General features: G+C 64.7%; 22 protein-coding genes. 10 read left to right on the forward strand and 12 right to left on the reverse strand.

Annotation, left to right across the window (positions count from 1 at the left end; genetic code table 11):
- Window positions 1-4: 4 nt before the first annotated feature.
- From PNO31109_RS06615 to PNO31109_RS06630, 4 genes are all read right to left on the reverse strand, one after another.
- Entirely contained in the window at window positions 5-520 is a 516-nt protein-coding gene (locus PNO31109_RS06615) for an LPS-assembly lipoprotein LptE (RefSeq protein ID WP_174966299.1), read from the reverse strand.
- A 91-nt stretch (window positions 521-611) separates the two neighbouring features.
- Window positions 612-3,206, reverse strand: a complete 2,595-nt coding sequence (gene leuS, locus PNO31109_RS06620; RefSeq protein WP_150554796.1) for a leucine--tRNA ligase — start codon at window positions 3,204-3,206, stop codon at window positions 612-614.
- Window positions 3,207-3,484: 278 nt separating this feature from the next.
- Window positions 3,485-4,282 carry a 4-hydroxy-tetrahydrodipicolinate reductase gene (gene dapB, locus PNO31109_RS06625; protein WP_150554858.1) on the reverse strand — a complete coding sequence of 266 codons (798 nt, stop codon included), beginning with the start codon at window positions 4,280-4,282 and terminating at the stop codon, window positions 3,485-3,487.
- Between the two features lie 31 nt (window positions 4,283-4,313).
- Window positions 4,314-5,075, reverse strand: a complete 762-nt coding sequence (locus tag PNO31109_RS06630) for an outer membrane protein assembly factor BamE (protein ID WP_241013675.1) — start codon at window positions 5,073-5,075, stop codon at window positions 4,314-4,316.
- A gap of 165 nt (window positions 5,076-5,240) precedes the next feature.
- On the opposite strand from PNO31109_RS06630, the gene fur reads away from it, so the two are divergent.
- Window positions 5,241-5,672, forward strand: coding sequence for a ferric iron uptake transcriptional regulator (gene fur / locus PNO31109_RS06635; RefSeq protein WP_150554798.1), 432 nt, complete (start codon window positions 5,241-5,243; stop codon window positions 5,670-5,672).
- A gap of 208 nt (window positions 5,673-5,880) precedes the next feature.
- Complete coding sequence (locus PNO31109_RS06640) at window positions 5,881-6,711, forward strand: Wzz/FepE/Etk N-terminal domain-containing protein (protein ID WP_174966300.1); 831 nt, start codon at window positions 5,881-5,883, stop codon at window positions 6,709-6,711.
- Window positions 6,712-6,808: 97 nt separating this feature from the next.
- On the opposite strand, the gene gap is transcribed toward PNO31109_RS06640, so the two are convergent.
- Both gap and tkt read right to left on the reverse strand, forming a co-directional pair.
- Window positions 6,809-7,819 carry a type I glyceraldehyde-3-phosphate dehydrogenase gene (gap, locus tag PNO31109_RS06645; protein ID WP_150554800.1) on the reverse strand — a complete coding sequence of 337 codons (1,011 nt, stop codon included), beginning with the start codon at window positions 7,817-7,819 and terminating at the stop codon, window positions 6,809-6,811.
- 28 nt (window positions 7,820-7,847) lie between these two features.
- Entirely contained in the window at window positions 7,848-9,860 is a 2,013-nt protein-coding gene (tkt, locus tag PNO31109_RS06650; RefSeq protein ID WP_150554801.1) for a transketolase, read from the reverse strand.
- A 197-nt stretch (window positions 9,861-10,057) separates the two neighbouring features.
- On the opposite strand from tkt, the gene PNO31109_RS06655 reads away from it, so the two are divergent.
- From PNO31109_RS06655 to PNO31109_RS06670, 4 genes are all read left to right on the forward strand, one after another.
- Window positions 10,058-11,035 (forward strand): spermine/spermidine synthase domain-containing protein, encoded by a 978-nt coding sequence (locus PNO31109_RS06655; protein WP_174966301.1) that lies wholly within the window; start codon window positions 10,058-10,060, stop codon window positions 11,033-11,035.
- Between the two features lie 152 nt (window positions 11,036-11,187).
- Window positions 11,188-11,607, forward strand: a complete 420-nt coding sequence (locus tag PNO31109_RS06660) for a VOC family protein (RefSeq protein ID WP_150554803.1) — start codon at window positions 11,188-11,190, stop codon at window positions 11,605-11,607.
- 131 nt (window positions 11,608-11,738) lie between these two features.
- A complete protein-coding gene (locus PNO31109_RS06665) occupies window positions 11,739-12,476 on the forward strand; it encodes a 16S rRNA (uracil(1498)-N(3))-methyltransferase (protein WP_150554859.1) in 738 nt (245 codons plus the stop codon).
- A gap of 50 nt (window positions 12,477-12,526) precedes the next feature.
- The gene (locus tag PNO31109_RS06670; protein ID WP_150554804.1) at window positions 12,527-13,165 is read left to right on the forward strand and encodes a YidB family protein; all 639 of its coding nucleotides are present in this window, start codon (window positions 12,527-12,529) and stop codon (window positions 13,163-13,165) included.
- 289 nt (window positions 13,166-13,454) lie between these two features.
- Here the strand turns inward: PNO31109_RS06670 and PNO31109_RS06675 are convergent, their stop codons facing one another.
- The 3 genes from PNO31109_RS06675 to PNO31109_RS06685 form a co-directional block, all read right to left on the reverse strand.
- Window positions 13,455-13,961 (reverse strand): barstar family protein, encoded by a 507-nt coding sequence (locus PNO31109_RS06675; protein WP_370749881.1) that lies wholly within the window; start codon window positions 13,959-13,961, stop codon window positions 13,455-13,457.
- A 49-nt stretch (window positions 13,962-14,010) separates the two neighbouring features.
- Window positions 14,011-14,412: a guanyl-specific ribonuclease gene (locus PNO31109_RS06680; RefSeq protein ID WP_370749883.1), complete on the reverse strand. Its 402-nt coding sequence runs from the start codon at window positions 14,410-14,412 to the stop codon at window positions 14,011-14,013.
- Window positions 14,413-14,738: 326 nt separating this feature from the next.
- The gene (locus PNO31109_RS06685) at window positions 14,739-17,042 is read right to left on the reverse strand and encodes an NADP-dependent malic enzyme (protein WP_150554806.1); all 2,304 of its coding nucleotides are present in this window, start codon (window positions 17,040-17,042) and stop codon (window positions 14,739-14,741) included.
- Window positions 17,043-17,439: 397 nt separating this feature from the next.
- On the opposite strand from PNO31109_RS06685, the gene thiL reads away from it, so the two are divergent.
- Genes thiL through PNO31109_RS06700 form a run of 3 tightly spaced genes read left to right on the forward strand, consistent with a single transcriptional unit; the run spans window position 17,440 to window position 19,508 of the window.
- Window positions 17,440-18,465 carry a thiamine-phosphate kinase gene (gene thiL, locus PNO31109_RS06690; protein WP_241015818.1) on the forward strand — a complete coding sequence of 342 codons (1,026 nt, stop codon included), beginning with the start codon at window positions 17,440-17,442 and terminating at the stop codon, window positions 18,463-18,465.
- Window positions 18,462-18,983, forward strand: coding sequence for a phosphatidylglycerophosphatase A family protein (locus tag PNO31109_RS06695; protein WP_150554807.1), 522 nt, complete (start codon window positions 18,462-18,464; stop codon window positions 18,981-18,983). The genes thiL and PNO31109_RS06695 overlap by 4 nt, the downstream gene beginning before the upstream one ends.
- Window positions 18,984-19,004: 21 nt before the next feature.
- Window positions 19,005-19,508, forward strand: coding sequence for a CinA family protein (locus PNO31109_RS06700; protein ID WP_150554808.1), 504 nt, complete (start codon window positions 19,005-19,007; stop codon window positions 19,506-19,508).
- Window positions 19,509-19,622: 114 nt separating this feature from the next.
- Here PNO31109_RS06700 and pyrF read toward each other — a convergent pair whose 3' ends face one another.
- Together pyrF and corA are read right to left on the reverse strand one after the other, a co-directional pair.
- Window positions 19,623-20,435: an orotidine-5'-phosphate decarboxylase gene (gene pyrF / locus PNO31109_RS06705; protein ID WP_150554809.1), complete on the reverse strand. Its 813-nt coding sequence runs from the start codon at window positions 20,433-20,435 to the stop codon at window positions 19,623-19,625.
- A gap of 193 nt (window positions 20,436-20,628) precedes the next feature.
- Window positions 20,629-21,591, reverse strand: coding sequence for a magnesium/cobalt transporter CorA (corA, locus tag PNO31109_RS06710; RefSeq protein ID WP_150554810.1), 963 nt, complete (start codon window positions 21,589-21,591; stop codon window positions 20,629-20,631).
- Between the two features lie 336 nt (window positions 21,592-21,927).
- On the opposite strand from corA, the gene PNO31109_RS06715 reads away from it, so the two are divergent.
- Window positions 21,928-22,800 carry a mechanosensitive ion channel family protein gene (locus PNO31109_RS06715; RefSeq protein WP_150554811.1) on the forward strand — a complete coding sequence of 291 codons (873 nt, stop codon included), beginning with the start codon at window positions 21,928-21,930 and terminating at the stop codon, window positions 22,798-22,800.
- 49 nt (window positions 22,801-22,849) lie between these two features.
- Here the strand turns inward: PNO31109_RS06715 and mtgA are convergent, their stop codons facing one another.
- Window positions 22,850-23,608, reverse strand: a complete 759-nt coding sequence (mtgA, locus tag PNO31109_RS06720) for a monofunctional biosynthetic peptidoglycan transglycosylase (protein ID WP_150554812.1) — start codon at window positions 23,606-23,608, stop codon at window positions 22,850-22,852.
- Between the last annotated feature and the right edge of the window lie 9 nt (window positions 23,609-23,617).

Here is a 23,617-nt window from a genome sequence, read left to right on the forward strand (position 1 = left end):
GTGCTTACAGGTCCGGCTTCTTCTCCGGCATGGCCTTCACAGCCTCCATGCGGCGAATGATCTGGTCGACGGCGTCCTTCTGCATGTCGCGGCTGAGCAGCGCGGCTTCCGCATCGCGTGCACTCGACTCGTTGTCGCTGTACGGCAGGTTGCGGGTGAGACGGATGGTGCTCAAGGGAATGATCGGCGTGCCGTCGGGCGTGACGAGTTGGAACGTATAAGTGTTGCGCATCTCGTACTCGCGCGCCTGTCCATTCGCATCGAGGCTCACCGCCGTGCGCGCAGACGAGGCATTCACGATCTCGAGACGCGCGTCCGCGTCCTTCGGCTCGGTGACCACGATCGTCCCCTTGCTGCCATAGCGGATATAACGCGAGATGTCGGTGGCCATCTGGCCGCCGCCCGAGATGTACAGCCGCTTGAACGCATACTCGCTGGCGCCTCGCAACTGGAAGCCGCAGGCGGACAGCGCCAGGGCGCAGCCCAACAGCGCAACCCAGCCGAAGATCCTGCGCGCCATGCCGACGCCTCGTTGCCCGGATGTCATTTGCACGTGATGTGCCCTCTTCCAAACGTTACCCATTCATCGGCCGCCGACGGACGGCGCCGCTTCAGACCACCACGTTCACCAGACGGCCCGGCACGACGATGACCTTCTTCACCGGTTTGCCCTCGCCGAACTTCGCCGTCATTTCGTGCGCGAGCGCCGCCTGCTCGATAGCCTCGCGCGAGGCGTCCTTCGCCACGCGGACCGCGCCGCGCACTTTGCCGGCCACCTGCAGCACGAGTTCGATCTCGTCCTGCACGAGGGCGGCCTCGTCGACCTGCGGCCATGCGGCGTCGAGCAGGTCGCCCATCTGCGAGGCGTAGCCGAGCTCCACCCACAGCGCGTGCGTGATGTGCGGCACGACCGGGTACAGCACGCGCAGCAGAATGCCGTAGCACTCGCGCAGCGCGCCGGCCCCGGCCGCGCCCTTGTCGCCCTCGATGGCGTTGAGCATCTTCATCGCCGCCGAGACCACCGTGTTGTACTGCACGCGCTGGTAATCGTAATTGGCCTGTTTGAGCACACTGTGAATCTCGCGGCGCAGCGCCTGGGCCGCCGGGCTTGCCGCGTCGATGGCGGCGTGCGCCTGACGCAGCAACGCCGCATGCGACTGACCGAAGCCCCACAGACGGCGCAGGAAGCGGCTCGCCCCTTCCACGCCCGCGCCCGACCACTCGAGCTGTTGCTCGGGCGGGGCGGCGAACATCACGAACAGGCGGGCGGTATCGGCGCCGTACTGATCGATCAGCGACTGCGGATCCACGCCGTTGTTCTTCGACTTCGACATCTTCTCGATGCCGCCGAGCGCGACGCGCGCGCCGTCGGCCTTCGCGGTGGCGGCGACCGGGCGTCCCTTGTCGTCGAACTGCACCTGCACATCGAGCGGGTTGAACCAGGTCTTCTTGCCCGAGGCATCCTCACGGAAATACGTCTCGTTGAGCACCATGCCCTGCGTGAGCAGGTTCTGCGCAGGCTCCTTGAAGCTCACCAGGCCCAGGTCACGCATGACCTTCGTCCAGAACCGCGAGTACAGCAGGTGCAGGATCGCGTGTTCGATGCCGCCGATGTATTGGTCCATCGGCATCCAGTAGTCGGTGCGCTCGTCGACCATCTTGTCGGCGTCCGGACAGGCATAGCGCGAGAAGTACCACGACGAATCCACGAACGTGTCCATCGTGTCCGTCTCACGGCGCGCCGGCTTGCCGCACTTCGGGCAGTCGCACTTGAGGAACGCCTCCGACTTCGCGAGCGGGTTGCCGGTGCCGTCCGGCACGAGATCTTCGGGCAGCACCACCGGCAGGTCCTTCTCCGGCACAGGCACGGCGCCGCACGATTCGCAGTGGATGATCGGGATGGGGGTGCCCCAGTAGCGCTGGCGCGAAATGCCCCAGTCGCGAAGGCGGAACGTGACTTGCTTGTCACCGACGCCCTGCGCCTTGAGGTCGGCCGCAATGGCATCGACGGCGGCCGAGAAGTTCAGCCCGTCGTACTTGCCGCTATTGATCAGCGTGCCCGCTTCCTTGTCGCCATACCACGCCTGCCAGGCGTCGGTGGAATACGTCTCGCCCGGCACGGCCACGACCTGCCGGATCGGCAGGCCGTACTTGCGGGCGAACGCAAAGTCACGCTCGTCGTGGGCCGGCACGCCCATCACGGCGCCTTCGCCGTATCCCATCAGCACGTAGTTGCCGATCCACACCTCGACCTTGTCGCCGGTGAGTGGATGCGTGACGAAAAAGCCCGTGGGCATGCCCTTCTTTTCCATCGTGGCGATGTCGGCCTCGGCCACGCCCCCTTGCTTGCATTCGGCGATGAAGGCCTGCAGATCCGGGCGGTCGGCCGCAAGCCGCGTGGCGAGCGGATGCTCGGCAGCGATCGCACAGAAGGTCACGCCCATGATCGTGTCGGCACGCGTGGTGAACACGCGCAGCAGCCTCTGCTCGCCGTCCAGTTCGTATGGGAAGCCGAAGTTCACGCCGAAGCTCTTGCCGATCCAGTTCTGCTGCATCACCTTGACGCGCTCGGGCCAGCCGAGTTCGTCCAGGTCGCCGAGCAGTTCGTCGGCGTAATCGGTAATGCGCATGTAGTACATCGGGATTTCGCGCTTTTCGACCAATGCGCCCGAACGCCAGCCGCGACCGTCGATCACCTGCTCGTTCGCGAGCACGGTCTGATCGACCGGATCCCAGTTCACCGTGCCCGTCTTCAGATAGACGACGCCCTTTTCCAGCATCTTCAGGAACAGCCACTGGTTCCAGCGGTAGTACTCCGGCTTGCAGGTGGCGACTTCGCGCGACCAGTCGATCGCCAGGCCCATGGCCTGCATCTGCTTCTTCATGTACTCGATGTTGTCGTAAGTCCACTTGGCCGGCGGCACGCCGTTGGCCATGGCGGCGTTCTCCGCCGGCATGCCGAATGCGTCCCAGCCCATCGGCATGAGCACGTTGTAGCCGCGCATGCGCATCTGGCGGTACATCACGTCATTGATGGTGTAATTGCGCACGTGCCCCATATGCAGCTTGCCCGACGGATACGGCAGCATCGAGACGCAATAGAATTTCTGTTTGTCCGCGCGCTCGGTGGTCTTGTAGGCGTCGATCGCCTGCCAGTGTGACTGGGCGGAGGCTTCGACGTCGGCGGGAACGTATTTTTCTTGCATGATGGGTCGGCGAATAGGATTCGGCTCGGTTTCGGCCCCGACGCGTGCGGCAAAACGTGCGCCACGCGTGGAGTTTCGGGGCAGATCCGGGGAAAACGATGATTATAACGCCGCCGGGGGCGGATTCGGCGTGGCGGCAGCGGGATTTGACCTTGCGTCTGACGAGGCGCGATCGGCGCCGAACCGTGGGCATCGACGGCGGCCGTGCACGCCGCCAGAAGACAGCGGTTGCGGGTGCCGAGGCGCTGCACTGGCGCGGCCTGCGGCACCTCGGGCGATCAGCGCAGGCCCAGCACGTCCTGCATGTCGAACAGACCGGTCTTGTGGTGCGCGAGGAAACGCGCCGCGCGCAGCGAGCCTTGCGCGTAAGACAGACGGCTCGACGACTTGTGGGTGATTTCGATGCGCTCGCCGATGCCGGCGAACAGCACCGTGTGGTCGCCGACGATATCGCCGCCGCGCACGGTCGCGAAGCCGATCGTCGACGGGTCGCGCTCGCCAGTCACGCCCTCGCGGCCGTACACGGCACATTCCTTCAGATCGCGGCCCAGGGCTTCGGCCACCACCTCGCCCATGCGCAGGGCGGTGCCCGACGGCGCATCGACCTTGTGACGGTGATGGGCCTCGATGATTTCGATGTCGTAGCCGGTATTCAGAATCTTCGCGGCGACCTCGAGCAGTTTGAAGGTGGCGTTCACCCCCACGCTCATGTTCGGCGCGAACACGATCGCCACACGTTCGGCGCCCTTGGTCAGACGCGCCTTGTCATCGTCCGACAGCCCGGTCGTGCCGATGATCATCTTCACGCCGTGCTTTTCGGCGGCGGCCAGGTGGGCGAGCGTGCCCTCCGGGCGAGTGAAGTCGATCAGGTATTCGGCGTTGGCGAGGGCGGCGTCCAGATCCGCGGTGATTTTCACGCCGGTGTCACGGCCGAGGAAGGCGCCCGCATCGACGCCAAGCGCCGGACTGCCTTCACGGTCGAGCGCGCCGACCAGTTCGGCGTCATCGGCGGCCAGCACGGTTTCGATCAGCATCCGGCCCATGCGGCCGGAGGCGCCTGCAATCGCGATCTTCATCATGGTGAGTCTTTGGTCGTCTTCCAACGGCTTACTTCGGCATCGAGAACAGACCGCCGCCCGAAGTCACGCGCGGCGACGGGACGATCCCGGTGCCGGTGGCCGTGGCGGTGGACGGGGCGCCGCTGCCGGAGGAACCGCCGCTGGCAGCCGGCGAAGCCGCCTGTGCTTGCGAGGCGGCCTGGGTGCTCGGCGTGCTCGGGGCGCTCGAAGCGGCGCCGGCGTTCGCGGCTGCTGCGTCCGTGGAAACCGTCGCGACGCCCGTATTGGCCGGCACGGCGGCCGTAGGCGCCGCCGCTGCGGCGTCGGGCGACGGTGCGGCAGCCTCGGCGGCCGCCGCACTGGCGGTCGACGGCGCCGGGGCTTCGGTCTTCACGGCTTTGCCCTTCTGGCCGTCGATTTCCTGGACCAACTGGTATTCCGTCGGCAGGTTTTCGCCGCCCTCCCAGCGGACCAGCGAGTCCCCATCGAAATAGACCTTCAGATGGCGCTCCTGCACCACCGACGCATTGCCGCGCTTGAAGTAGAAGACGTAGTCCCAGCGATTGGCGTGGAACAGGTCCGTGAGCAGCGGCGTGCCGAGCAGCTGACGCACCTGGTCGCGCGTCATGCCGGCCTGAAGCTGGTCGTAAGCTTCCTTCGAGACGAAGTTACCCTGCACGATGTTGATGCGGTACGGCGTGACCACGCCGATCACCTTGTCGGTCACGCTGTCGTAAGTGGAGCAACCGGCCAGCGCCAGCAGGGCTGCGGCCGCGTAGACGGGAAGCGGAAGGGAGAGATAACGACGCAAATCTGACTCGCTTTCAAAAAAATCGAACTTGATCCGGCACGCCCAGCGCGCCGCCACATCGCCCCTGTTGACGGCAGAAACCGTCCCGTTTGCCCCGGTTTGCGCCCGGGCAAGGCAAAAAGGCATTATTATTGGGGCTGTATTGTACTCTAGGGACGTAGAGCGATGCCGAATCCCGCCGATTTGAAAAATATCGGACTGAAAGCCACGCTTCCGCGCCTCAAGATTCTGGAGATTTTCCAGAACAGCGAGGTGCGCCATCTGACTGCTGAAGATGTTTACCGGCATCTGCTCGATGAAAAGCTCGATATCGGTCTGGCCACGGTCTACCGTGTGTTGACCCAGTTCGAGCAGGCCGGGCTATTGTCGCGCAGCAACTTTGAGTCCGGCAAGGCCGTTTTCGAACTGAACGAAGGCCATCATCACGACCATCTGGTCTGCCTGGACTGCGGCCGCGTCGAGGAGTTCTTCGATGCCGAGATCGAGCGCCGTCAGAAGCTGATCGCCAAGGAACGCGGCTTCGCGCTCCAGGAACACTCGCTTGCGATGTACGGCAGTTGCACCAAGGATCCGTGCCCGCATCGGCAGAAAAATTAAAAAACGTTTTTGCGTAATGCCTCCTGTTCGGGGGGCATTACGGACAATTCCCGCCCTGCTGACAACTTCCGGAACTCGAAGCGCCCTCACTCGTCTACAATGCTGTCCGCAAACTGGGTATGTTAGCGGGGGACGGCCGTCCTCGGCACGATTGTATTGAGGCTCAACCCCTCCTATGACTAGCGAAAAATCGCCTGACGCCGTACAGATGGATGCCTACGAAGTATCGTTGGCCGATATCCTCGCGTTTCTTCAAAGGCATCTGAAGATCATCATCTCGCTTGCCGTGCTCGGCGCGGTGCTTGGCGTAGCCATCACCTTCGCGCTCCAGAAACAGTGGGAAGGCAAAGTAACGTTGCAGGTCGGGCGCGCGGCGGGTTCACCGGTTGTGGGCCCTGACGGGCCGCTGATCGAATCGCTGCAACAGACGGTCGGTCGGATCCAGTTGAACGCTTTCCGGGATAAGGTCGCGGCCGAGGTGCTGCCCCCGTTGCGTGGCAATGTGGATGAATTGCGCAAGAGCGTTGTATGGAAGGCGCTCAAGGCCCGCACGGTCCAGGGAACGGCTTACTTCGAAATCACGGCGCGAGGAACGTCGCCGGAACAGGCGGAACAGGCACTGAACGCGGCATCGCATCTCAGCCAGGTCGAACACGCCGCGATTCTCGAGCGCGCCCGCGCACTCCCCAAGCAGCAACTCAGTGTCATCGACGCCGCCATCGAAGCCAATACCCAGGCGCAGCAAGCGCTCAGCAAGGCATTGGCGAATTCCAAGAACTCGGACTCGGTGATGGCGTTGAGCGCACTGCAAAGCAGCCGGACGGAGCGCGCCTCCCTGAACGAAAGCCGCTTCCGCGCAGCCCAGATGCTGGCACCGGATCAGTCATACAACACGCGGATCATCAGCGACGTTCAGGTCGAGCAGACGCCCGCCTTCCCGCGCAAGTCGTTCTTTGGCGCCGGCGGGCTGATTCTCGGCGCCCTCCTGGGTGTTCTCGTCGGGTTTCGCCACACGCGTTCGGCGAACGCTCGACGCTAACCGGCAACGCTACGTTCGTCGCGGAAGACCAAACAAAAAGCCGCTGTCTCACGACAGCGGCTTTTTCGTTCCTGCGGCCTGGCGTCCGCCGTGGTGCTTACTTGGCCGACATCAGCGCGACGGTCGTGTCGAGCATGCGGTTCGAGAAGCCCCACTCGTTGTCATACCACGAGCTCACCTTCACCAGACGCCCCGACACCTTGGTCAGCGTGCCGTCGAAATTCGACGATGCCGGGTTGTGGTTGAAGTCGACCGACACCAGCGGCGCCGTGTTGTACGTCGCGATCGCCTTGAGCGGGCCCTCGGCAGCTTCCTTCAGGATCGCGTTGACTTCGTCCACCGTCGTGTCGCGCTTGGCGACGAACGACAGATCGACGATCGACACGTTGATCGTCGGAACGCGAATGGCGTAGCCGTCGAGCTTGCCGTTCAGTTCCGGCAGCACCAGACCGACCGCCGAAGCCGCGCCCGTCTTGGTCGGAATCATGCTCATCGTGGCCGAACGGGCGCGACGCAGATCTTCGTGATAGACGTCCGTCAGCACCTGGTCGTTCGTGTAGGCGTGAACGGTCGTCATCAGACCCGTTTCCAGGCCGATCTTCTCGTGCAGCGGCTTGACCAGCGGTGCCAGGCAGTTCGTGGTGCACGAGGCGTTCGAGATGACCGTGTCGGTCGACTTGAGCACGCCTTCGTTCACGCCGAACACGACCGTGGCGTCCACGTCCTTGCCGCCCGGCGCCGAGATGATCACCTTCTTGGCGCCGCCCTTCAGGTGAGCGCTGGCCTTTTCCTTCGACGTGAAGAAGCCCGTGCACTCGAGCACGACGTCCACGCCCAGTTCGCCCCACGGCAGTTCGGCCGGGTTGCGGTTGGCCAGCACGCGAATCTTGTCGCCGTTGACGATCATGTAATCGCCGTCGACCGACACCGTGCCCGGGAACTTGCCGTGCGCCGTGTCGTATTGCGTCAGGTGAGCGTTCGTCTGCGCATTGCCGAGGTCGTTGATGGCGACGATTTCGATGTCGTGCTTCTTGCCACCTTCGTAGTGGGCACGCAGAACGTTGCGGCCGATACGGCCATAGCCGTTGATAGCGACGCGAATGGTCATGGGGGTTTCTCCGTAAGGTCTAACGAAATCAGCCAAGCACGGACTTGACCGTCGCGACCACGTGGTCGACGGTGAAGCCGAAGTGTTTGAACAGCACGCCGGCCGGAGCCGACTCGCCGAAGGTATCGATGCCGACCACGCCGCCCTCCAGGCCGACGTACTTGTGCCAGAACGCCGTCACACCGGCCTCGATCGCAACTCGCGGCACGCCGCGCGGCAGCACGCTCTCGCGATAGGCCTTGTCCTGGCGATCGAACACGTTGGTCGACGGCATGGACACGACACGCGCGGCAATGCCCTCGGCTGCGAGCGCCTGCGCGCCCTTGAGGGCCAGATCGATTTCGGAGCCGGTCGCAATCAGCACGATCTGCGGATTCGCAACGTCGCGCAGCACGTAACCACCGCGGCGAATGTCGGCGATCTGCGCCTCGTCGCGCGAGACGAACGGCAGGTTCTGACGGCTCAACACGAGGCTCGACGGACCGTCGTGACGCTCGAGCGCCGCAACCCAGGCCGCCGCCGTCTCCGTCGTATCGCACGGACGCCACACATCCATCTGCGGGATCAGACGCAGGCTCGACACATGCTCGACCGACTGGTGCGTCGGACCGTCTTCGCCCAGGCCGATCGAGTCGTGCGTGAATACGAAGATGGAGCGCAGCTTCATCAGCGCCGCCATGCGCAGTGCGTTACGGCTGTAGTCGGAGAACGTCAGGAACGTGCCGCCGAACGGGATGTAGCCGCCATGCAGCGCGATGCCGTTCATGACGGCGCTCATGCCGAACTCGCGCACGCCGTAGTTGATGTGGTTGCCGAACTGCACGCCCTCGGCGTTCGCGCGCACCGCCTTGCTGGCCTTCCAGTTCGTGAGGTTCGAGCCGGTCAGGTCGGCCGAACCGCCGAGGAACTCGGGCAGCACGGCAGCAAGACCCTCGATGGCCAGTTGCGACGCCTTGCGCGTGGCCACCGTCTCGGCCTTCTCGTGGGTCTTGGCGATCAGCGCCGCCGCCGCCGTTTTGAAGTTGCCGGGCAGCTCGCCCTTCATGCGGCGCTCGAACTCGGCCGCTTCGGCCGGGAACTGGCTGCGGTACGCGGCGAAACGCTCGCTCCACGCGGCCTCAGCCTGCTGGCCCGCTGCCTTCGCATCCCACGCGGCATACGCCTCGGCCGGCACCTCGAACGGCGGCAGGTTCCAGCCCAGCGCGGCGCGCGTCGCGGCAATTTCCTCGGCGCCGAGCGGCGCGCCGTGCACGTCGTGGCCGCCCTGCTTGTTCGGCGCCCCCTTGCCGATCAGCGTCTTGCAGCAGATCAGCGTCGGGCGGTCGGACGTCTTGGCCTTCGCGATCGCCGCGTCGACGGCGTCGACGTCATGGCCGTCAACGCCGCGGATCACGTTCCAACCGTAGGCTTCGAAGCGCTTCGGCGTGTCGTCGGCGAACCAGTGCTCCACGTCACCGTCGATCGAGATGCCGTTGTCGTCGTACAGCGCGATGAGCTTGTTCAGACGCAGCGTGCCCGCGAGCGAGCAGGCCTCGTGCGAGATGCCTTCCATCAGGCAGCCATCGCCCAGAAACACATACGTGTAGTGATCGACGATGTCGTTGCCGGGACGGTTGAATTCCTTGGCAAGCAATGCTTCGGCGAGCGCGAAGCCCACGGCGTTGGTGATGCCCTGGCCCAACGGGCCCGTGGTCGTCTCGACGCCCGGCGTGATACCCACTTCGGGGTGCCCCGGCGTCTTGCTGTGCAATTGGCGGAAGTGCTTGAGTTCTTCGATCGGCAGATCGTAGCCCGTCAGATGCAGCAGCGAGTAGATGAGCATCGAGCCGTGACCGTTCGAGAGCACGAAGCGATCACGATCGTACCAGTGCGGATTGACGGGGTTGTGCTTGAGGTGACGGCCCCAGAGCGCGACCGCGATATCGGCCATGCCCATCGGCGCACCAGGGTGGCCGGAGTTGGCCTGTTGGACCGCGTCCATGGAGAGGACGCGAATGGCGGAGGCCATCAGCGCAGCCGTTGCAGGAGAGGAGTTCGTCATGGTGACCAGCCGGAAGAGCGGGCGTGCCCCGTTGCCGCGAGCTGCCGCGCGAAATTCAAATGCAGGAAAAGACCAAGATTTTACCAGATGCGGCACTCGCCCGTGTCGATTGCGCCGAACTTCCCCAACCGGCGAGAACGTGGAATCATGCGAAGAAGTGGCTCGTTCGCCACAAATTAGAGGAAGTTGCCTTGCCGATGCCGACCAAACGCGACGTCACTCCCGAAGATTGCGGCACCTCCCCATCGGGCGGGGTGCAGCCTTTGAGCGCCCCGCTCGGACCTTGGGCCAGCTATGCGTTCGCCGGACGCACGGTCTTCGCCACGACGACGCCTCATCAGCGCATCGAAGTCGTCGATCTCCCGGCGCTCGGCCCGCTCGGGCGCGCCTATCGGCTCGACGGCCGCTTCATGGCGTCGCTCGCCGACGCCCACATCTGCCACGAACTCATGGTGCATCCGCTGCTGCTCGCACACGGCGCGGTGCAACGCGTGCTGATCCTGGGCGGCGGCGACGGCGGCTCGGCCCGCGAGGCGCTGCGTCACCCCGGCGTGCGCGAAGTCGTGGTCGCCGAGCTCGATGCGCAAGTCCCCGCCACGATCCTGCAATACCTGCCGGCCATGGCCGACGGGGCGTTCGACGATCCGCGCACCACGCTCGTGATCGGCGACGCGCGCGATCTGGTCGACGCAGCGCTTTGCCGCAAAGAGCGCTTCGACGCCGTCGTCTTCGACCTCACGGAGGCCGACGGCAACGCCGCCGCGCTGCACGAGGCGCCGTTCTTCGCCAGGATTCGCCAACTGCTCGGGCCGGGTGGTGGCGTTGCGCTGCAACTGGGCTCGCCGTGGTTCCAGCGCGATCAGGTGCGGCGCGTACTCGGCGCGCTTCGCGGCGTGTTTCGGCATGTCCGCCCGGCCACCGCCTACGTGCCGCTCTACGGCACGCAATGGGCGCTGGCATACGCGAGCGACGCCTTCGACGTGCGCACTGCCCTCCACGCCGCCCCCCACACCGCCCCGTCCGCGCCCGGGCCGGTCGCGCGCGAGTCACACCATCTACGCTACTTACGCCACTACGCCCCTCACCGGCACGCCGCGCTGTTCGACATCGCGCCCGAACTGGCCGACATTCTCGGCGAAGCGCGCACGGGGAACGCGCCGGAGACCACACGATGAGGCACGATGACACGTGGCGGATGAAGCGTTCACGCGTTCCTTGTATATTGAGGACAAGTCATGACCGTCGGCCTGCGAACGTCCGCCCGCCGCAGGACGTTGAGAGCCGCCCGACCGGCTCGCCGGGCTGACGGACCCACCGGAGCCGAGCCATGTCCGATCCCCGCCCCTCCCATGTGCCGTGGTTGACACCGTACCTGACCGTGCGCGACGCCAAAGCGGCGGCAGCGTTCTACGAACAGGCCTTCGGCTTCACCGTCCACGACATGGTGGACGACGACGGTGCCGTCATGCACGTCGAAATGTATTATCAAGGCCAGTTGATCCTCATGTTTGCTCCCGAGGGAGCGTTCGGCAGTACGGCACGCTCGCCGCGCTCCTCCGGCGTGGAAGCCCCCCAGAGCTTTTACGTCTACACGGAGGATGTCGACGCGCTCTACGCGCGCGCGACGGCAGCCGGTGCAAAAGGCGTCATGCCGCCAAGCGATCAATTCTGGGGAGACCGGTTCTGTCAGTTGGAAGACATTGACGGCTATCGGTGGGGCTTTGCACGCCCGACGACCTCGCGGTAGCGGACCGACGCCCGCGCGCTTTCGAACGCCCGCGAGCGCGTGAGCGGCGCATCTCGCGCGGCGCGCTGCGGTATGCTTCTGTTCCCGGCACCGACCCGGTTACTGTTTTCGCTCAGCGTTCCCAAGCTTCCATGCCACGTTTTTTCATCGACGCGCCGCTGCACGCGGGCGCGCTACTCGATCTTCCCGAAGCCGTCGTCCGGCACATACAGGTCCTGCGCCTGAAAGCGGGCGACACGCTCACGCTCTTCAACGGCGCGGGCGGGGAGTTTCCCGCCGTGCTCGTGAGCCTGGACAAACGCCACGCCGCGGCGCAGCTTGGCGAGCATGATCCGCGCGAGGCGGAAACGCCTTATCGGATCACGCTGGCGCAGGCAATCGCAGGCGGCGACAAGATGGACTGGCTCATCGAGAAGGCGATCGAACTGGGTGTCGCCGACATTCAACCGCTTGCCACGGAGCGGTCGGTCATCCGGCTCGAAGGCGAGAGAGCGGCGAAACGCGTGGCCCATTGGCAGGCGTTGGCACAGGCCGCGTGCGAACAATGCGGCCGAAATCGTGTCCCGCGCATCCTGCCGATCCGCCCCATCGCCACCTGGTTGCGCGACCGGGATGCGATTACGAGTTACGCATGGCGTGTGCTATTGTCACCTAGAGCAGACGGCGGCTTCGATACGCTGCCGCCGCAAGCGCCGTCGCAGCCGGGCGTTCTGCTCTTCGGCCCGGAGGGCGGGCTGGCGCCTCAGGAAGAGGCCTTCGCTCGGGAGGCCGGGTTTACGGCCATCCGTCTGGGCGAGCGTATCTTGCGGACGGAAACGGCCGGCATGGCGGTACTCGCTGCATTGGCCGCGCGCTGGGGTGGTTGGTAAGCACGGATGATTCAAGAAAACGGCTTCACAAGCCTAAAGGAGTAATCGTCATGGGTATCCTCGATTCCATTCTCGGCGGCGCCGTCGGCAACCCGGCAGGCGAGAACAGCGGCGGTGGCAATACGAAAATGTTGCTGCTGATGGGCTTGCTGGCGATGATCGCCAGCCGTTCGGGCAGCCCTCAGGGGCAGGACGGCGAAGGTGGCGGACTGCTCGGCTCGTTGGGCGGCGCACTCGGCGCAATGCTGGGTGGCGGCGCGGCTGGCGGTGGCGCCGGCGGCCTCGGCAGCCTTCTGGGCGGCTTGCTCGGCGGCGCGCAGACCCCGCAGGCGGGTGCGGGCGCGCCGGCGACCTCGCCCGGCGACTTGATCGGCGCCCTCGGTGGTCTTGGCGGCCTGACGCAAGTGCTGGAGAGCGGGGGCTTGGGAGACGCGGTCCGCTCCTGGGTCGGTACGGGCGCGAATCAGGCGGTCTCGGCCGATCAGGTGGCGCAGGCGCTGGGCCCGGGCGGCCAATTGCAGCAACTGGCGAACACGGCCGGCGTCAGTCAGGAAGAGGCTGCGCAGCAGTTGTCGTCGCTCCTGCCGGAAGTCGTCAACCACCTCACACCGAATGGTGACATGCCGCAGGGACAGTTCGATCTCGCGAGCCTCGCTCAGCACTTCCTCGGCGGACGGCCCAGCGCATAAGTCCGTCCACCCCGGCCCTGAAACGGAAAAAGGTCCGCTTGGCGGACCTTTTTCTTGGTAACGGAATGCCGAGCCAAGCCCCGCAGCGGATAAGTCGAAGTGGACGGCCCGAAGTGAACGGACTGATTGGGACGGACCGAAGGGGCGCGCACCCAAGTGAGCGCGGCGAATGCGCCGAATGCCACCAATGCGACCAATGCGGCGTCCGCGGCCTTCTCCCGCCAACCACTGTCAAACTACGTCGATCAAAGGCGAAAGGGCGCCGGGTGTCGTGCGCCCATACCTCGCCTTACGCGAATGAATAAAAGACGCGGAACGAGACGCGGCGCTCAGCCCAGAATTCCGCAGCGTCGCGAAACACATCCAACAGTGTCTCGCGGCCATCCTTGTCGAACTTCGTCACCACGGGCAATCCCTCGAGCACCACGACGAAGCCCGGCTGAGGGCCGCAGTGACTGACCAGATCGGTCAGGCAGTCGTGCAATGCATCGTAGTTCTTCCCGAAATGCTTGGGGAAAAGGAACGATGTCGCGATCGTCTCCAGCACCTCGGCCTTGCTCTGCGCCTGCGAACAATTGGCGTACAGGAAATGCTGCCCGAGTCGCTCGGCCTCTGCGGCCAACTCCGGCACGCGGAATGCGCGGATCGACTGCACGATATTCGGCCTGACGGTCTTGAAAAGACTCATATCTCCCTCTTCCGATAGGGCATGGCGGCGGCCAGCCCGCGCTACAGCATGCAGGCCCAGCACCTGCTTGAACAAGTTGCCCTCGCCCGCACCGAATGGATCTGCCATAAGATCTTTCCCGCGTTCCTGTGCGAAAACCGGCTCACTCATACTGCTGTCATTCCCTTATGCGTCTAAAGCTGTTGTAGTGATCTTGGGTGTAGTAACACGGATCGACCACGCGTTGATCGCCGCCACAGACGATGCGCCTGGCGCCCCTGTTGCGGGCACCGGGAGTCGGCACCGTGTATTCATGGTAATAGCCGCGCGGCATTTTGGGCAGGCGCTTTTCGTAGTTCCCGAACACGATGCCATCCTTGGCATACGGGAACGGCCCGCCCTGGGCAATCAGCGTCAGCGTCCGCTGCGCTTCGCGGGGCAATTCGGCAACGGCAACCGTTGCCGTTGAATCTGCGACGAACGGCGCAGTTTCGCGCGCCATGACATTGCCCGCCAGAATGACACCGCTCGCCGCCGTCAGTGCCACGATGCCCCGGTGAAGCCAACGTGCCATGGTCATAGCTAGCCTGCCTGCCCGGCGATCTTGCGCTGCGGGCCCGTTCTGGTGGGTGAAGCCGTAAGGTTATCGCTATTGCTCGAGAGAATCAATGTCGGCTTACATTTTGCAACCAAACCACTCGGCAAATCCCTGGAAACACAAGGTTTTTATCAAAAGTAAGCACCCACATTGGCATATACGGCGCCAAAATGCGCGTGGCCGGAACGACAAAACGCCGCCCATGCCAGGCGGCGTTTTGTCGTAACGCGCGGCCGCAATGTTTTGCCGCAGTGTCATGCCATGAACGGGCACAGAATGGCGGCGAACCGCCGCTGGAGGCTACCCGCTCAGACGAGCCCTTGTTGCGCTGCCGCATCGGCCACCACGAGCGCCGCCATGTTGATGATCCGGCGCACCGTGGCCGACTCGGTCAGGATATGCACGGGCTTGGCCGCGCCGAGCAGGATGGGGCCAATCGCAACGTTGTTGCCTGCCGCCGTCTTGAGCAGGTTGTAGGCGATATTCGCGGCATCGATGTTCGGCATTACCAGCAGGTTGGCCGCACCGGTGAGCGTCGAATCCGGCATGATGCGCGCGCGCAGTTCCGGATCGAGCGCGCAGTCGCCGTGCATTTCCCCGTCGACCTCCAGTTCGGGCGCACGCTCCTGCAGAATCGCCAGCGTTTCACGCATCTTGCGTGCGCAATTCGCATCGCTCGTGCCGAAATTCGAGTGCGAGAGCAGCGCCACCTTCGGCTGAATGCCGAAACGGCGAATTTCCTCGGCTGCCATCAAGGTGATCTCGGCCAGATCTTCCGCGCTGGGATCCTGGTTGATGTGCGTATCGACGAGGAATATCTGGCGGTTCGGCAGGATCAGTGCGTTCATCGCACCATAGACGTGGCCGCCCGGGCGCTTGCCGATCACGCGATCGATGAAGTGCAGGTGGCGCCCCGGCGTGGAGACCGTGCCGCATATCAGGCCGTCCGCCTCGCCCTTGCGCACCAGCATCGCGGCGATCAGCGTCGTGCGGCGGCGCATTTCCACGCGCGCATACGACGCCGTCACGCCCTTGCGATTGGTCAATTGGTGATACGTCTCCCAGTAATCACGGTAGCGCTCGTCGTGTTCGGGGTTGACGATGGTGAAGTCGACGCCCGGCGTGAGACGCAGGCCGTACTGCTGAATGCGGTGTTCGATGACGGCGGGGCGGCCGACCAGAATCGGCGTGGCAACGCGCTCGTCCACCAGCACTTGCACCGCGCGCAGCACGCGCTCCTCCTCACCCTCGGCAAACGCAATGCGTTTCTTGTCGGCGGGCACGCTGCGTGCGACCGAGAACAGCGGCTTCATCAAGCTGCCACTGTGATACACGAACTGCTGCAGCGACTGCGAGTAGGCGTCGACGTCCGCAAGTGGACGCGTGGCCACGCCGGCGGCCATCGCGGCTTCGGCCACCGCCGTCGCGACCTTGACCAGCAGACGCGGATCGAACGGCTTCGGAATCAGGTATTCCGGGCCGAACGACAGATTCTTGATGCCATACGCCGATGCAACGATGTCGCTCTGTTCCTGACGCGCCAACTCCGCCAGTGCATTGACGGCGGCGATTTCCATCGAGCGCGTGATGGTCGTGGCGCCGACGTCAATCGCGCCACGGAAAATGAACGGAAAGCACAGGACGTTGTTGACCTGATTCGGATAGTCGGTGCGGCCGGTCGCCATCACGCAATCGGGACGGACTTCCTTCGCCAGTTCCGGCGTGATTTCCGGATTCGGATTGGCCAGCGCGAAAATCAGCGGCTTGTCGGCCATGGCCTTGACCATTTCGGGCTTGAGCACGCCGGCCGCCGACAGACCAAGGAAGATGTCGGCGCCGCCGATCACTTCGGCGAGGCCGCGTGCTTCGGTCTTTTGCGCGAAGCGGATTTTCTCCGGGTCCATCAATTCGGTGCGGCCTTCGTACACTACGCCGGCGAGGTCCGTCACCCAGATGTTCTCGATGGGCAGCCCCATGTCCACCAGCAGGTCCAGACAGGCGAGCGCTGCCGCGCCGGCGCCGGACGCCACCAGCTTCACCGAGCGCAGATCCTTGCCCACGACCTTCAGACCGTTGATGAGCGCTGCGGCGACCACGATGGCCGTGCCGTGCTGATCGTCATGGAAGACCGGAATCTTCATGCGCTCGCGCAGCTTGCGCTCGACGATGAAGCACTCGGGCGCCTTGATGTCTTCAAGGTTGATCGCGCCGAAGGTCGGCTCGAGCGCCGCGATGATGTCGACCAGTTTCTCCGGGTCTTTCTCGTCGATCTCGATATCGAACACGTCGATATTGGCGAATTTCTTGAAGAGCACGCCCTTGCCTTCCATCACCGGCTTCGAGGCGAGCGGACCGATGTCGCCGAGGCCCAGCACCGCCGTGCCGTTCGAAATCACGCCCACCAGATTGCCGCGCGCCGTGTAGCGCGACGCGTTGAGCGGATCGACGACGATCTCCTCGCATGCGGCCGCGACGCCCGGCGAATACGCCAACGCCAGATCGCGCTGGTTGAGCAACTGCTTCGTCGGCGCGATGGCGATTTTGCCTGGCGTGGGGAATTCGTGATATTCGAGCGCAGCTTCGCGCAGTTTCGGATCGATCGGCGTGGGCATGTAGGAAAGCTCTTGGCGAACAGAATTGTCAAAATTTCAGTGCGAATTGTAGCCCCATTTATTCACGCCATTTATGCAAAAAACGGATAAGGGCTGCACCCGCTGCGTGCCGATAGTCGCCAAAAAGCCTCGCAAATTCAACGCTGCAACGCACCATCGAGCCATTTTTCGGACGGGTGGCCGTCCACGACTCAGGTGTTGTCCGAGCGCCCGCTAATCCGTCGTCCGATTTCGCCGTGCGCCGCGGCGTCTCGCTTGGGCAAAGCGCTGCCGGCTCTTAGAATAGGGCTTCACGCTGCACGACACTGCAGCCCTTTCATCCCATGCCGGCGGCGGCCCCAACGTTGCACCAGTTTCGTGCATCGATGCGCCCGGGCCGGCGACCGAGCCGTCGCTCATGATCATGTCTTGCGTGCCGCCTTCTGCGTCTCCTTCCGCGTCGTCTTCGCCGCTCTCCGAGTTCTCGTTGATCGATCGCTTCTTCGCCCATGCCACGCGGCCGGGCGAGCACGTGGCGCTCGGCATCGGCGACGACTGTGCGCTGTTGCGGCCGAGCGCCGGCGAGCAGCTCGCAATTTCCACCGACATGCTCGTGGAAGGACGGCATTTCTTTCCCGATGCCGACCCGCGTGCGCTGGGCCACAAGACGCTTGCCGTCAATCTGTCGGATCTGGCGGCAATGGGCGCAAAGCCGATCGGGTTCACGCTGGCGCTGGCGCTGCCCGAGAGTGATCCGGCGTGGCTCGCTCCATTCGCCGAAGGACTGGCAGCGTTGGCCGATCGCCACGCGTGCCCGCTCGTTGGCGGCGACACCACGCGCGGCCCGCGCAACCTTTGCGTGACGGTCTTCGGCAGCGTGCCCGCCGAGCATGCGCTGCGGCGCGACGCGGCGCGGCCCGGCGACGACATCTGGGTTTCCGGCGATCTCGGCGATGCGCGGCTCGCACTCGGCGCGATGCGAGGCGAATGGTCACTCGCGCACGACGATCTTGCACGGGCGCGACGCGCGATGGACCTTCCGGAGCCGCAAGTCACGCTGGGCCTAGCGCTGCGCGGCGTGGCGCGCGCCGCGCTCGACATCTCGGATGGATTGCTGGGCGATCTCGGACACATTCTGGCGCGCTCCGACGTGAGCGCGCGAGTGAATGTCGACGCCCTGCCGCGCTCGGCGTTGCTCGCGAAGCAAGCGCCGGCGATCCAGCGACTTTGCACGCTGGCGGGAGGCGACGACTACCAACTGTGCTTCTGCGCGGACAGCGGGCAACGCGCCCGTATCGAGGCGATCGGCGATGAACTCGGCCTGCGCATCACGCGTATCGGTACAATATCGGTTCCCGACGCCCGCCAGCAGAGACTGCAACTTCATGACAATACCGGCGCGAGCGTCGCTGCCGATTTCAAAAGTTTCGACCATTTCCAATGAGCACTGATCAACCGGCCGCCGTCAATCCAGGCAGCGGCCCGCGCCGGCCGACCTCGCGATTCCTGCTGTCGCACCCCGCACATCTGTTTTCCCTCGGCTTCGGCACGGGTCTGTCGTCATTCGCCCCGGGCACCGTGGGCACGTTTTTCGGCTGGGCGTCCTATCTGGTGCTCAACCTGTATCTGACCGTCACCGGCTGGGGTGTGCTGATCGCGGCATCCATCGTCGGCGGCATCTGGATGTGCGGCTACACCGCGCGCAAGCTCGGTACGCAAGACCCCAGTGCGGTGGTCTGGGACGAGATCGTCGCCTTCTGGATCGTGCTGCTGTTGATTACGCCAGCGAGCTTCGTCGGTCAATTGGTGGCGTTCGTGCTGTTCCGCTTCTTCGACGCCGTAAAGCCGCCGCCGGTCCGCTACTTCGACCGTACCGTCAAGGGCGGGCTGGGCATCATGCTCGATGATCTCGTCGCGGCGTTCTGCACGTTGCTCGTGATCGCGCTGTGGCGCTCCATCTGATCTTTTTCAAGGCGTCGTCCCGTGGTCTCCGAACAAAATCTCCTTGCCCAACTCGCGGTGAAGGTCGGCAATCGTCTGCGCGACGAGCGGTTAATGCTTGCAAGCGCCGAGTCGTGCACCGGCGGCCTGGTCGCCGCCGCGATCACGGATATTTCGGGCAGCAGCAACTGGTTCGAGCGCGGCTTCGTGACGTACTCGAATCAAGCCAAGACGGAAATGATCGGCGTGCCGCCGGAGCTGATCGACAGGCATGGCGCGGTAAGCGAGCCTGTCGCGCGCGCCATGGCCGAGGGGGCGCTGCTCAACAGCCGTGCGCAGATTTCGGTGTCGATCACGGGCGTGGCCGGGCCGGGCGGCGGGACTGCCGACAAGCCGGTGGGAATGGTGTGCTTCGCATGGAGCAATCGCCTGAGCACGATCGTCGAGACGAAGCACTTCAAGGGCGATCGCACACAGGTGCGCAGCCAGGCCGCGCAGCACGCGCTGCGGGGCATTCTCGAACTGCTGGACAAAGCGGAAAGCTGAGAGGCGACGAAGCGCTGCGCCGCGAGTCGGTGCAAGCGGTCGGCGAGCGGTTTGGCGAGCGGTCGGCAAGGCGCCGGCCCAGCGAAACGGGCGGCGGCGTCTCGGGACCGCGCCTCAACGATAAGCGTTGATGCTATCCCGCGTGTTCTGCGCCGCCGCGGCGGCGGCCGCGGCAAACCGCTCGTCGCGGCCGGCATAAATGATGGCGCGCGACGAGTTGATCATCATGCCCGTGCCGTTGCCGGTGCGCCCGGCCTTCACCGTCGCTTCGACGTCGCCGCCCTGGGCGCCCACGCCCGGAATCAGCAGCGGCATGTCGCCGACGATACCGCGCACCGCGGCAATTTCCGCGGGGAACGTCGCACCGACCACGAGACCGATCTGGCCGTTGGTGTTCCAGGGCCCGGAGGCGAGACGCGCGACCGTCTGGTACAGCGGCTTGCCGTCGACATCGAGAAACTGCAGATCGCTGCCGCCGGGATTCGACGTGCGGCACAGCACGATCACGCCCTTGTCGGGATAGGCCAGATACGGCTCCAGCGAATCGAAGCCCATGTACGGGTTCACCGTTACGGCGTCGGCGCGATAGCGCTCGAACGCCTCCCTCGCATATTGTTCGGCCGTGCTGCCGATGTCGCCGCGCTTGGCGTCCAGAATCACCGGCAGCCCCGGGTGGTCGGCGTGGATATGCGCAATCAGGCGCTCGAGCTGCGCTTCGGCGCGATGTGCCGCGAAGTACGCGATCTGCGGCTTGAACGCGCATGCATACGGCGCGGTCGCGTCGACGATCTGGCGGCAGAACTCGAAGATCGCATCCGGCTGGCCTTGCAGATGGGCGGGAATGCGCGACGGCTCGGGATCGAGACCCACGCAGAGCAGCGAGTTGTTGTGTGCCCAGGCGGCGTTGAGAGCTTCGATGAATGTCATGACGGTGTTCCAGCGGGTTGCGCGGCGGTGGTCCGACGCGGCGTGATTCGGGCGGGTGCAATCCCGCAAGGCCGCCATTTTACCTGCTCGGCGGGCCCGCCCCGCCGGCGCGGCGCGCATGCCGCGCCGATGTCCCCGCGGCCCTCCGACAGCCGCCGACAACACCTGCCGGGAACAAGCCGCCGCGTCGCGCTCAGTCGAGCCAGCCGCGATGCCGGAAATACAGGAACGGCGCGATGGCCGAGAGAATCATCAGCCCGATCGCGAACGGATAGCCCGCCTCCCAGCGCAACTCCGGCATCATCTGGAAGTTCATGCCGTAAATGCTCGCGATGAGCGTCGGCGGCAGAAACGCCACGGCTGCCACCGAGAATATCTTGATGATCTTGTTCTGGTTGATGTTGATGAAGCCGATGGTCGCGTCCATCAGGAAGTTGATCTTGTCGAACAGGTACGCCGTGTGGTTGTCCAGCGACTCGATGTCGCGCAGGATCTGCTTGCCTTCCTGATACTGCTCGTCCTTGAGCATGCGCGCGCGCATGAGAAACGACACGGCGCGACGCGTGTCCATCACGTTGCGCCGGATGCGCCCGTTCAGGTCCTCCTCCGCCGCAATGCTCTCGAGCGCCTTGGCGGCGTCCGCGTCGGTGAGGTTCTTGCCGAGCACGCGCTTGCTCACTTCCTCCAGCGCCGCGTAGACGCCCTCGAGCGCGTCGGCCGAATATTCGGCATCGGTCGAGTAAAGATCGAGCAGCACGTCCATCGCATCGCGCACCGAGCCCGGACGGATACGCGCGCGCATGCGCACCAGGCGGAACACCGGCAGGTCTTCGTCGTGAATGGAGATCAGCAGATCCTTGAGCACCACGAACGCAACCGGCACGTTGCGCGATTGTTCCTCGTCGTCGAGCAGAAAATCCGTGCGGATGTGCAACACGCCGCTATCGTCTTCGTAATAGCGCGCCGAGGCCTCGATGTCGGTCACTTCGTCGCGCGACGGCAGTTTGACCCCGTAGGCCTCCTCGACCCAACGTCGCTCTTCCTCCGATTCGCTGTGCAAATCGACCCAGACCGGTGACACGCTGGTCAGGTCGCTGGGTTGGTCGCAAGTCACCTGTTGCAGGCGGCCATGATGGATGACGAAGGCATTGATCAAACGAGGTTCTCCCAGCTACGCGGCGACGCCAAGTGTAGCAGCCGCGCCACAGTGACGCCAATGGCGGCATATCGTATCGCCACGGGGCGCGCGCCGCGCCGCATTTCGCCGTTTGTCGGCGGCAGCCCGACATTCACGTGGGACCGACGCTGGCGTCACGCAGGAGCATGGCCAATTTCGACGGATTCGGGCGCATCGACGGCGAGCGACGGCGAGCGGTGGCGGGCGATGGCGGGCGATGGCGAGCGGTGGCAAGTTGCGCAGAACCAATCTACGCGCTTTGCGTCAACTCTGTTATCGCCGCCGTCAGGCGTCCATCCCCTGGGAGACATTCAAATGACAGAAGTGACGACCCCGCTCGCGTCCTTCGACGCCGCGATGGGATTCCTCGCCGCCAATGCCGTGCACTACGGGCTCTCGTTCGTGCAAGCCGTGCTGATTCTGTTGATCGGTTTCTGGATCGCGTCGCGTCTGGCGCGCATGGTGCGCGGGGCGCTCGGCCGCTCGCCGCACTTCGATGCCACGCTCAAGCCGCTGATCGAGTCGGTCGTGCTGTGGGCCGTGCGCGGCATCACGGTCATTGCGGTACTCGCGCAGTTCGGCGTGCAAACGGCCAGCATCATCGCCGTATTGGGTGCTGCCGGGCTGGCCATCGGCCTCGCGCTGCAGGGCACGCTGCAGAACATCGCGGCCGGCACGATGCTGCTGGTGCTGCGTCCTTTTCGCAACGGCGACTACATCACGGCCGGTTCGTCGGTGGCGGGCACCGTGGAAGAGATCGGCCTGTTCACGACCACGCTGACCAACGCCGACGGCATCTACGTTTGCGTGCCGAACAACCAGATCTGGGGCCAGCCGATCACGAACTTCAGCCGCAATGCCACGCGTCGCATGGAAATTACCGTGGGCGTGTCGCTCGACGACGATCTCGACGCCGCCATGGACGCCTTGCGCGCGCACGTCGGCGGCGACAAGCGCGTGCTCGACAAGCCGGCGCCGGAAGTCATGGTCAAGCAGGTGAGCGACAGCGCCGTGATCGTGAACGTGCGCGTGTGGTCGCTGCTGGAGAACTACTGGAGCCTGTACTGGGACTTGCAGCGCAGCGTGAAGGAAACCGTCGAAGGCGTGGGCTGCTCGTTGCCGTACCCCACGCGCACCGTCGTCCACGTGCCATCGCAGCCGGCGCCAGACGTTTCCCAGCGCCACTGAACGTCCCCGCGCTCATGCGAGCCACGCGCACCATGCGCAGCCCCGTCGGCTATTGCGGCAATTCGGCCGCACCCATGCGCCGCGCGATGACACCCGCGCGTTGCGACAGATAGGGCGAATTGCGGTGCGTATCGAAGTAGCGCGGACGCGGCAGCATCACCGCCAGACGCGCCGCCTGCCACGGCGAGAGCTTCGAGGCGGGAATGCCGTAGTAATAGCGCGCTGCAGCTTGCGCGCCAAAGACCCCCTCGCCCCATTCGACCGAGTTCAGATAGATCTCGAAGATCCGCTGCTTGTCCATCCAGAATTCGAGCATCCAGGTAATGCTCAACTCCTCGGCCTTGCGCAGATAGCTCTTCTCGCTGGAGAGAAAGAGGTTCTTGGCGAGTTGTTGCGAGATGGTGGAGCCGCCCGCGACGATGCGCCCTCTCTTCTGATTCTTCTCCCACGCGCCGAGCATCGCGTCGATCTCGTAGCCGTCGTGATTGACGAAGTTCGCGTCCTCGCTGGCGATGATCGCGCGTTTGAGGTTGCGCGAAATCTGATCGTAAGGCACCCATTCGTGCCTGAGCACCGCCCCCGGGTCCGACTCGCGCAGGCGCGCTTGCGCGGCGCGCATGAACGCCGTGGAGTCCGGATTGAAGCGCACCCACCAACCGATCTGGAGGAAGTAGTAGAGCTGGGTCGCGAGCACGCCCACGACCAGCAGCGTCAGCACGTAGGCGGTCCAATGCCACGGCCCCCAGCGGCGTTTGCGAGACGTGCGCGAGGTCTGGCCGGCACGGGAAACGCGGCGCGTCGCAGCCATCGCCGTGCG

Source organism: Pandoraea nosoerga, assembly GCF_902459585.1.
Classification (GTDB): Bacteria; Pseudomonadota; Gammaproteobacteria; order Burkholderiales; family Burkholderiaceae; genus Pandoraea; species Pandoraea nosoerga.

Excerpts from the sequence above, each read along its gene's own strand:
- PNO31109_RS06670 (WP_150554804.1), top strand. The coding sequence starts at position 12,527 with ATGGGTATCCTCGATTCCATTCTCGGCGGCGCCGTCGGCAACCCGGCA.
- PNO31109_RS06665 (WP_150554859.1), top strand. The coding sequence starts at position 11,739 with ATGCCACGTTTTTTCATCGACGCGCCGCTGCACGCGGGCGCGCTACTC.
- PNO31109_RS06695 (WP_150554807.1), top strand. The coding sequence starts at position 18,462 with ATGAGCACTGATCAACCGGCCGCCGTCAATCCAGGCAGCGGCCCGCGC.
- PNO31109_RS06680 (WP_370749883.1), bottom strand. The coding sequence starts at position 14,412 with ATGACCATGGCACGTTGGCTTCACCGGGGCATCGTGGCACTGACGGCG.
- dapB (WP_150554858.1), bottom strand. The coding sequence starts at position 4,282 with ATGAAGATCGCGATTGCAGGCGCCTCCGGCCGCATGGGCCGGATGCTG.
- gap (WP_150554800.1), bottom strand. The coding sequence starts at position 7,819 with ATGACCATTCGCGTCGCTATCAACGGCTATGGCCGTATCGGCCGCAAC.
- thiL (WP_241015818.1), top strand. The coding sequence starts at position 17,440 with ATGATCATGTCTTGCGTGCCGCCTTCTGCGTCTCCTTCCGCGTCGTCT.
- pyrF (WP_150554809.1), bottom strand. The coding sequence starts at position 20,435 with ATGACATTCATCGAAGCTCTCAACGCCGCCTGGGCACACAACAACTCG.
- tkt (WP_150554801.1), bottom strand. The coding sequence starts at position 9,860 with ATGACGAACTCCTCTCCTGCAACGGCTGCGCTGATGGCCTCCGCCATT.
- PNO31109_RS06675 (WP_370749881.1), bottom strand. The coding sequence starts at position 13,961 with ATGGCAGATCCATTCGGTGCGGGCGAGGGCAACTTGTTCAAGCAGGTG.
- PNO31109_RS06655 (WP_174966301.1), top strand. The coding sequence starts at position 10,058 with ATGCCGACCAAACGCGACGTCACTCCCGAAGATTGCGGCACCTCCCCA.
- PNO31109_RS06715 (WP_150554811.1), top strand. The coding sequence starts at position 21,928 with ATGACAGAAGTGACGACCCCGCTCGCGTCCTTCGACGCCGCGATGGGA.
- mtgA (WP_150554812.1), bottom strand. The coding sequence starts at position 23,608 with ATGGCTGCGACGCGCCGCGTTTCCCGTGCCGGCCAGACCTCGCGCACG.
- PNO31109_RS06640 (WP_174966300.1), top strand. The coding sequence starts at position 5,881 with ATGGATGCCTACGAAGTATCGTTGGCCGATATCCTCGCGTTTCTTCAA.
- fur (WP_150554798.1), top strand. The coding sequence starts at position 5,241 with ATGCCGAATCCCGCCGATTTGAAAAATATCGGACTGAAAGCCACGCTT.
- PNO31109_RS06615 (WP_174966299.1), bottom strand. The coding sequence starts at position 520 with ATGGCGCGCAGGATCTTCGGCTGGGTTGCGCTGTTGGGCTGCGCCCTG.
- PNO31109_RS06660 (WP_150554803.1), top strand. The coding sequence starts at position 11,188 with ATGTCCGATCCCCGCCCCTCCCATGTGCCGTGGTTGACACCGTACCTG.
- PNO31109_RS06685 (WP_150554806.1), bottom strand. The coding sequence starts at position 17,042 with ATGCCCACGCCGATCGATCCGAAACTGCGCGAAGCTGCGCTCGAATAT.
- leuS (WP_150554796.1), bottom strand. The coding sequence starts at position 3,206 with ATGCAAGAAAAATACGTTCCCGCCGACGTCGAAGCCTCCGCCCAGTCA.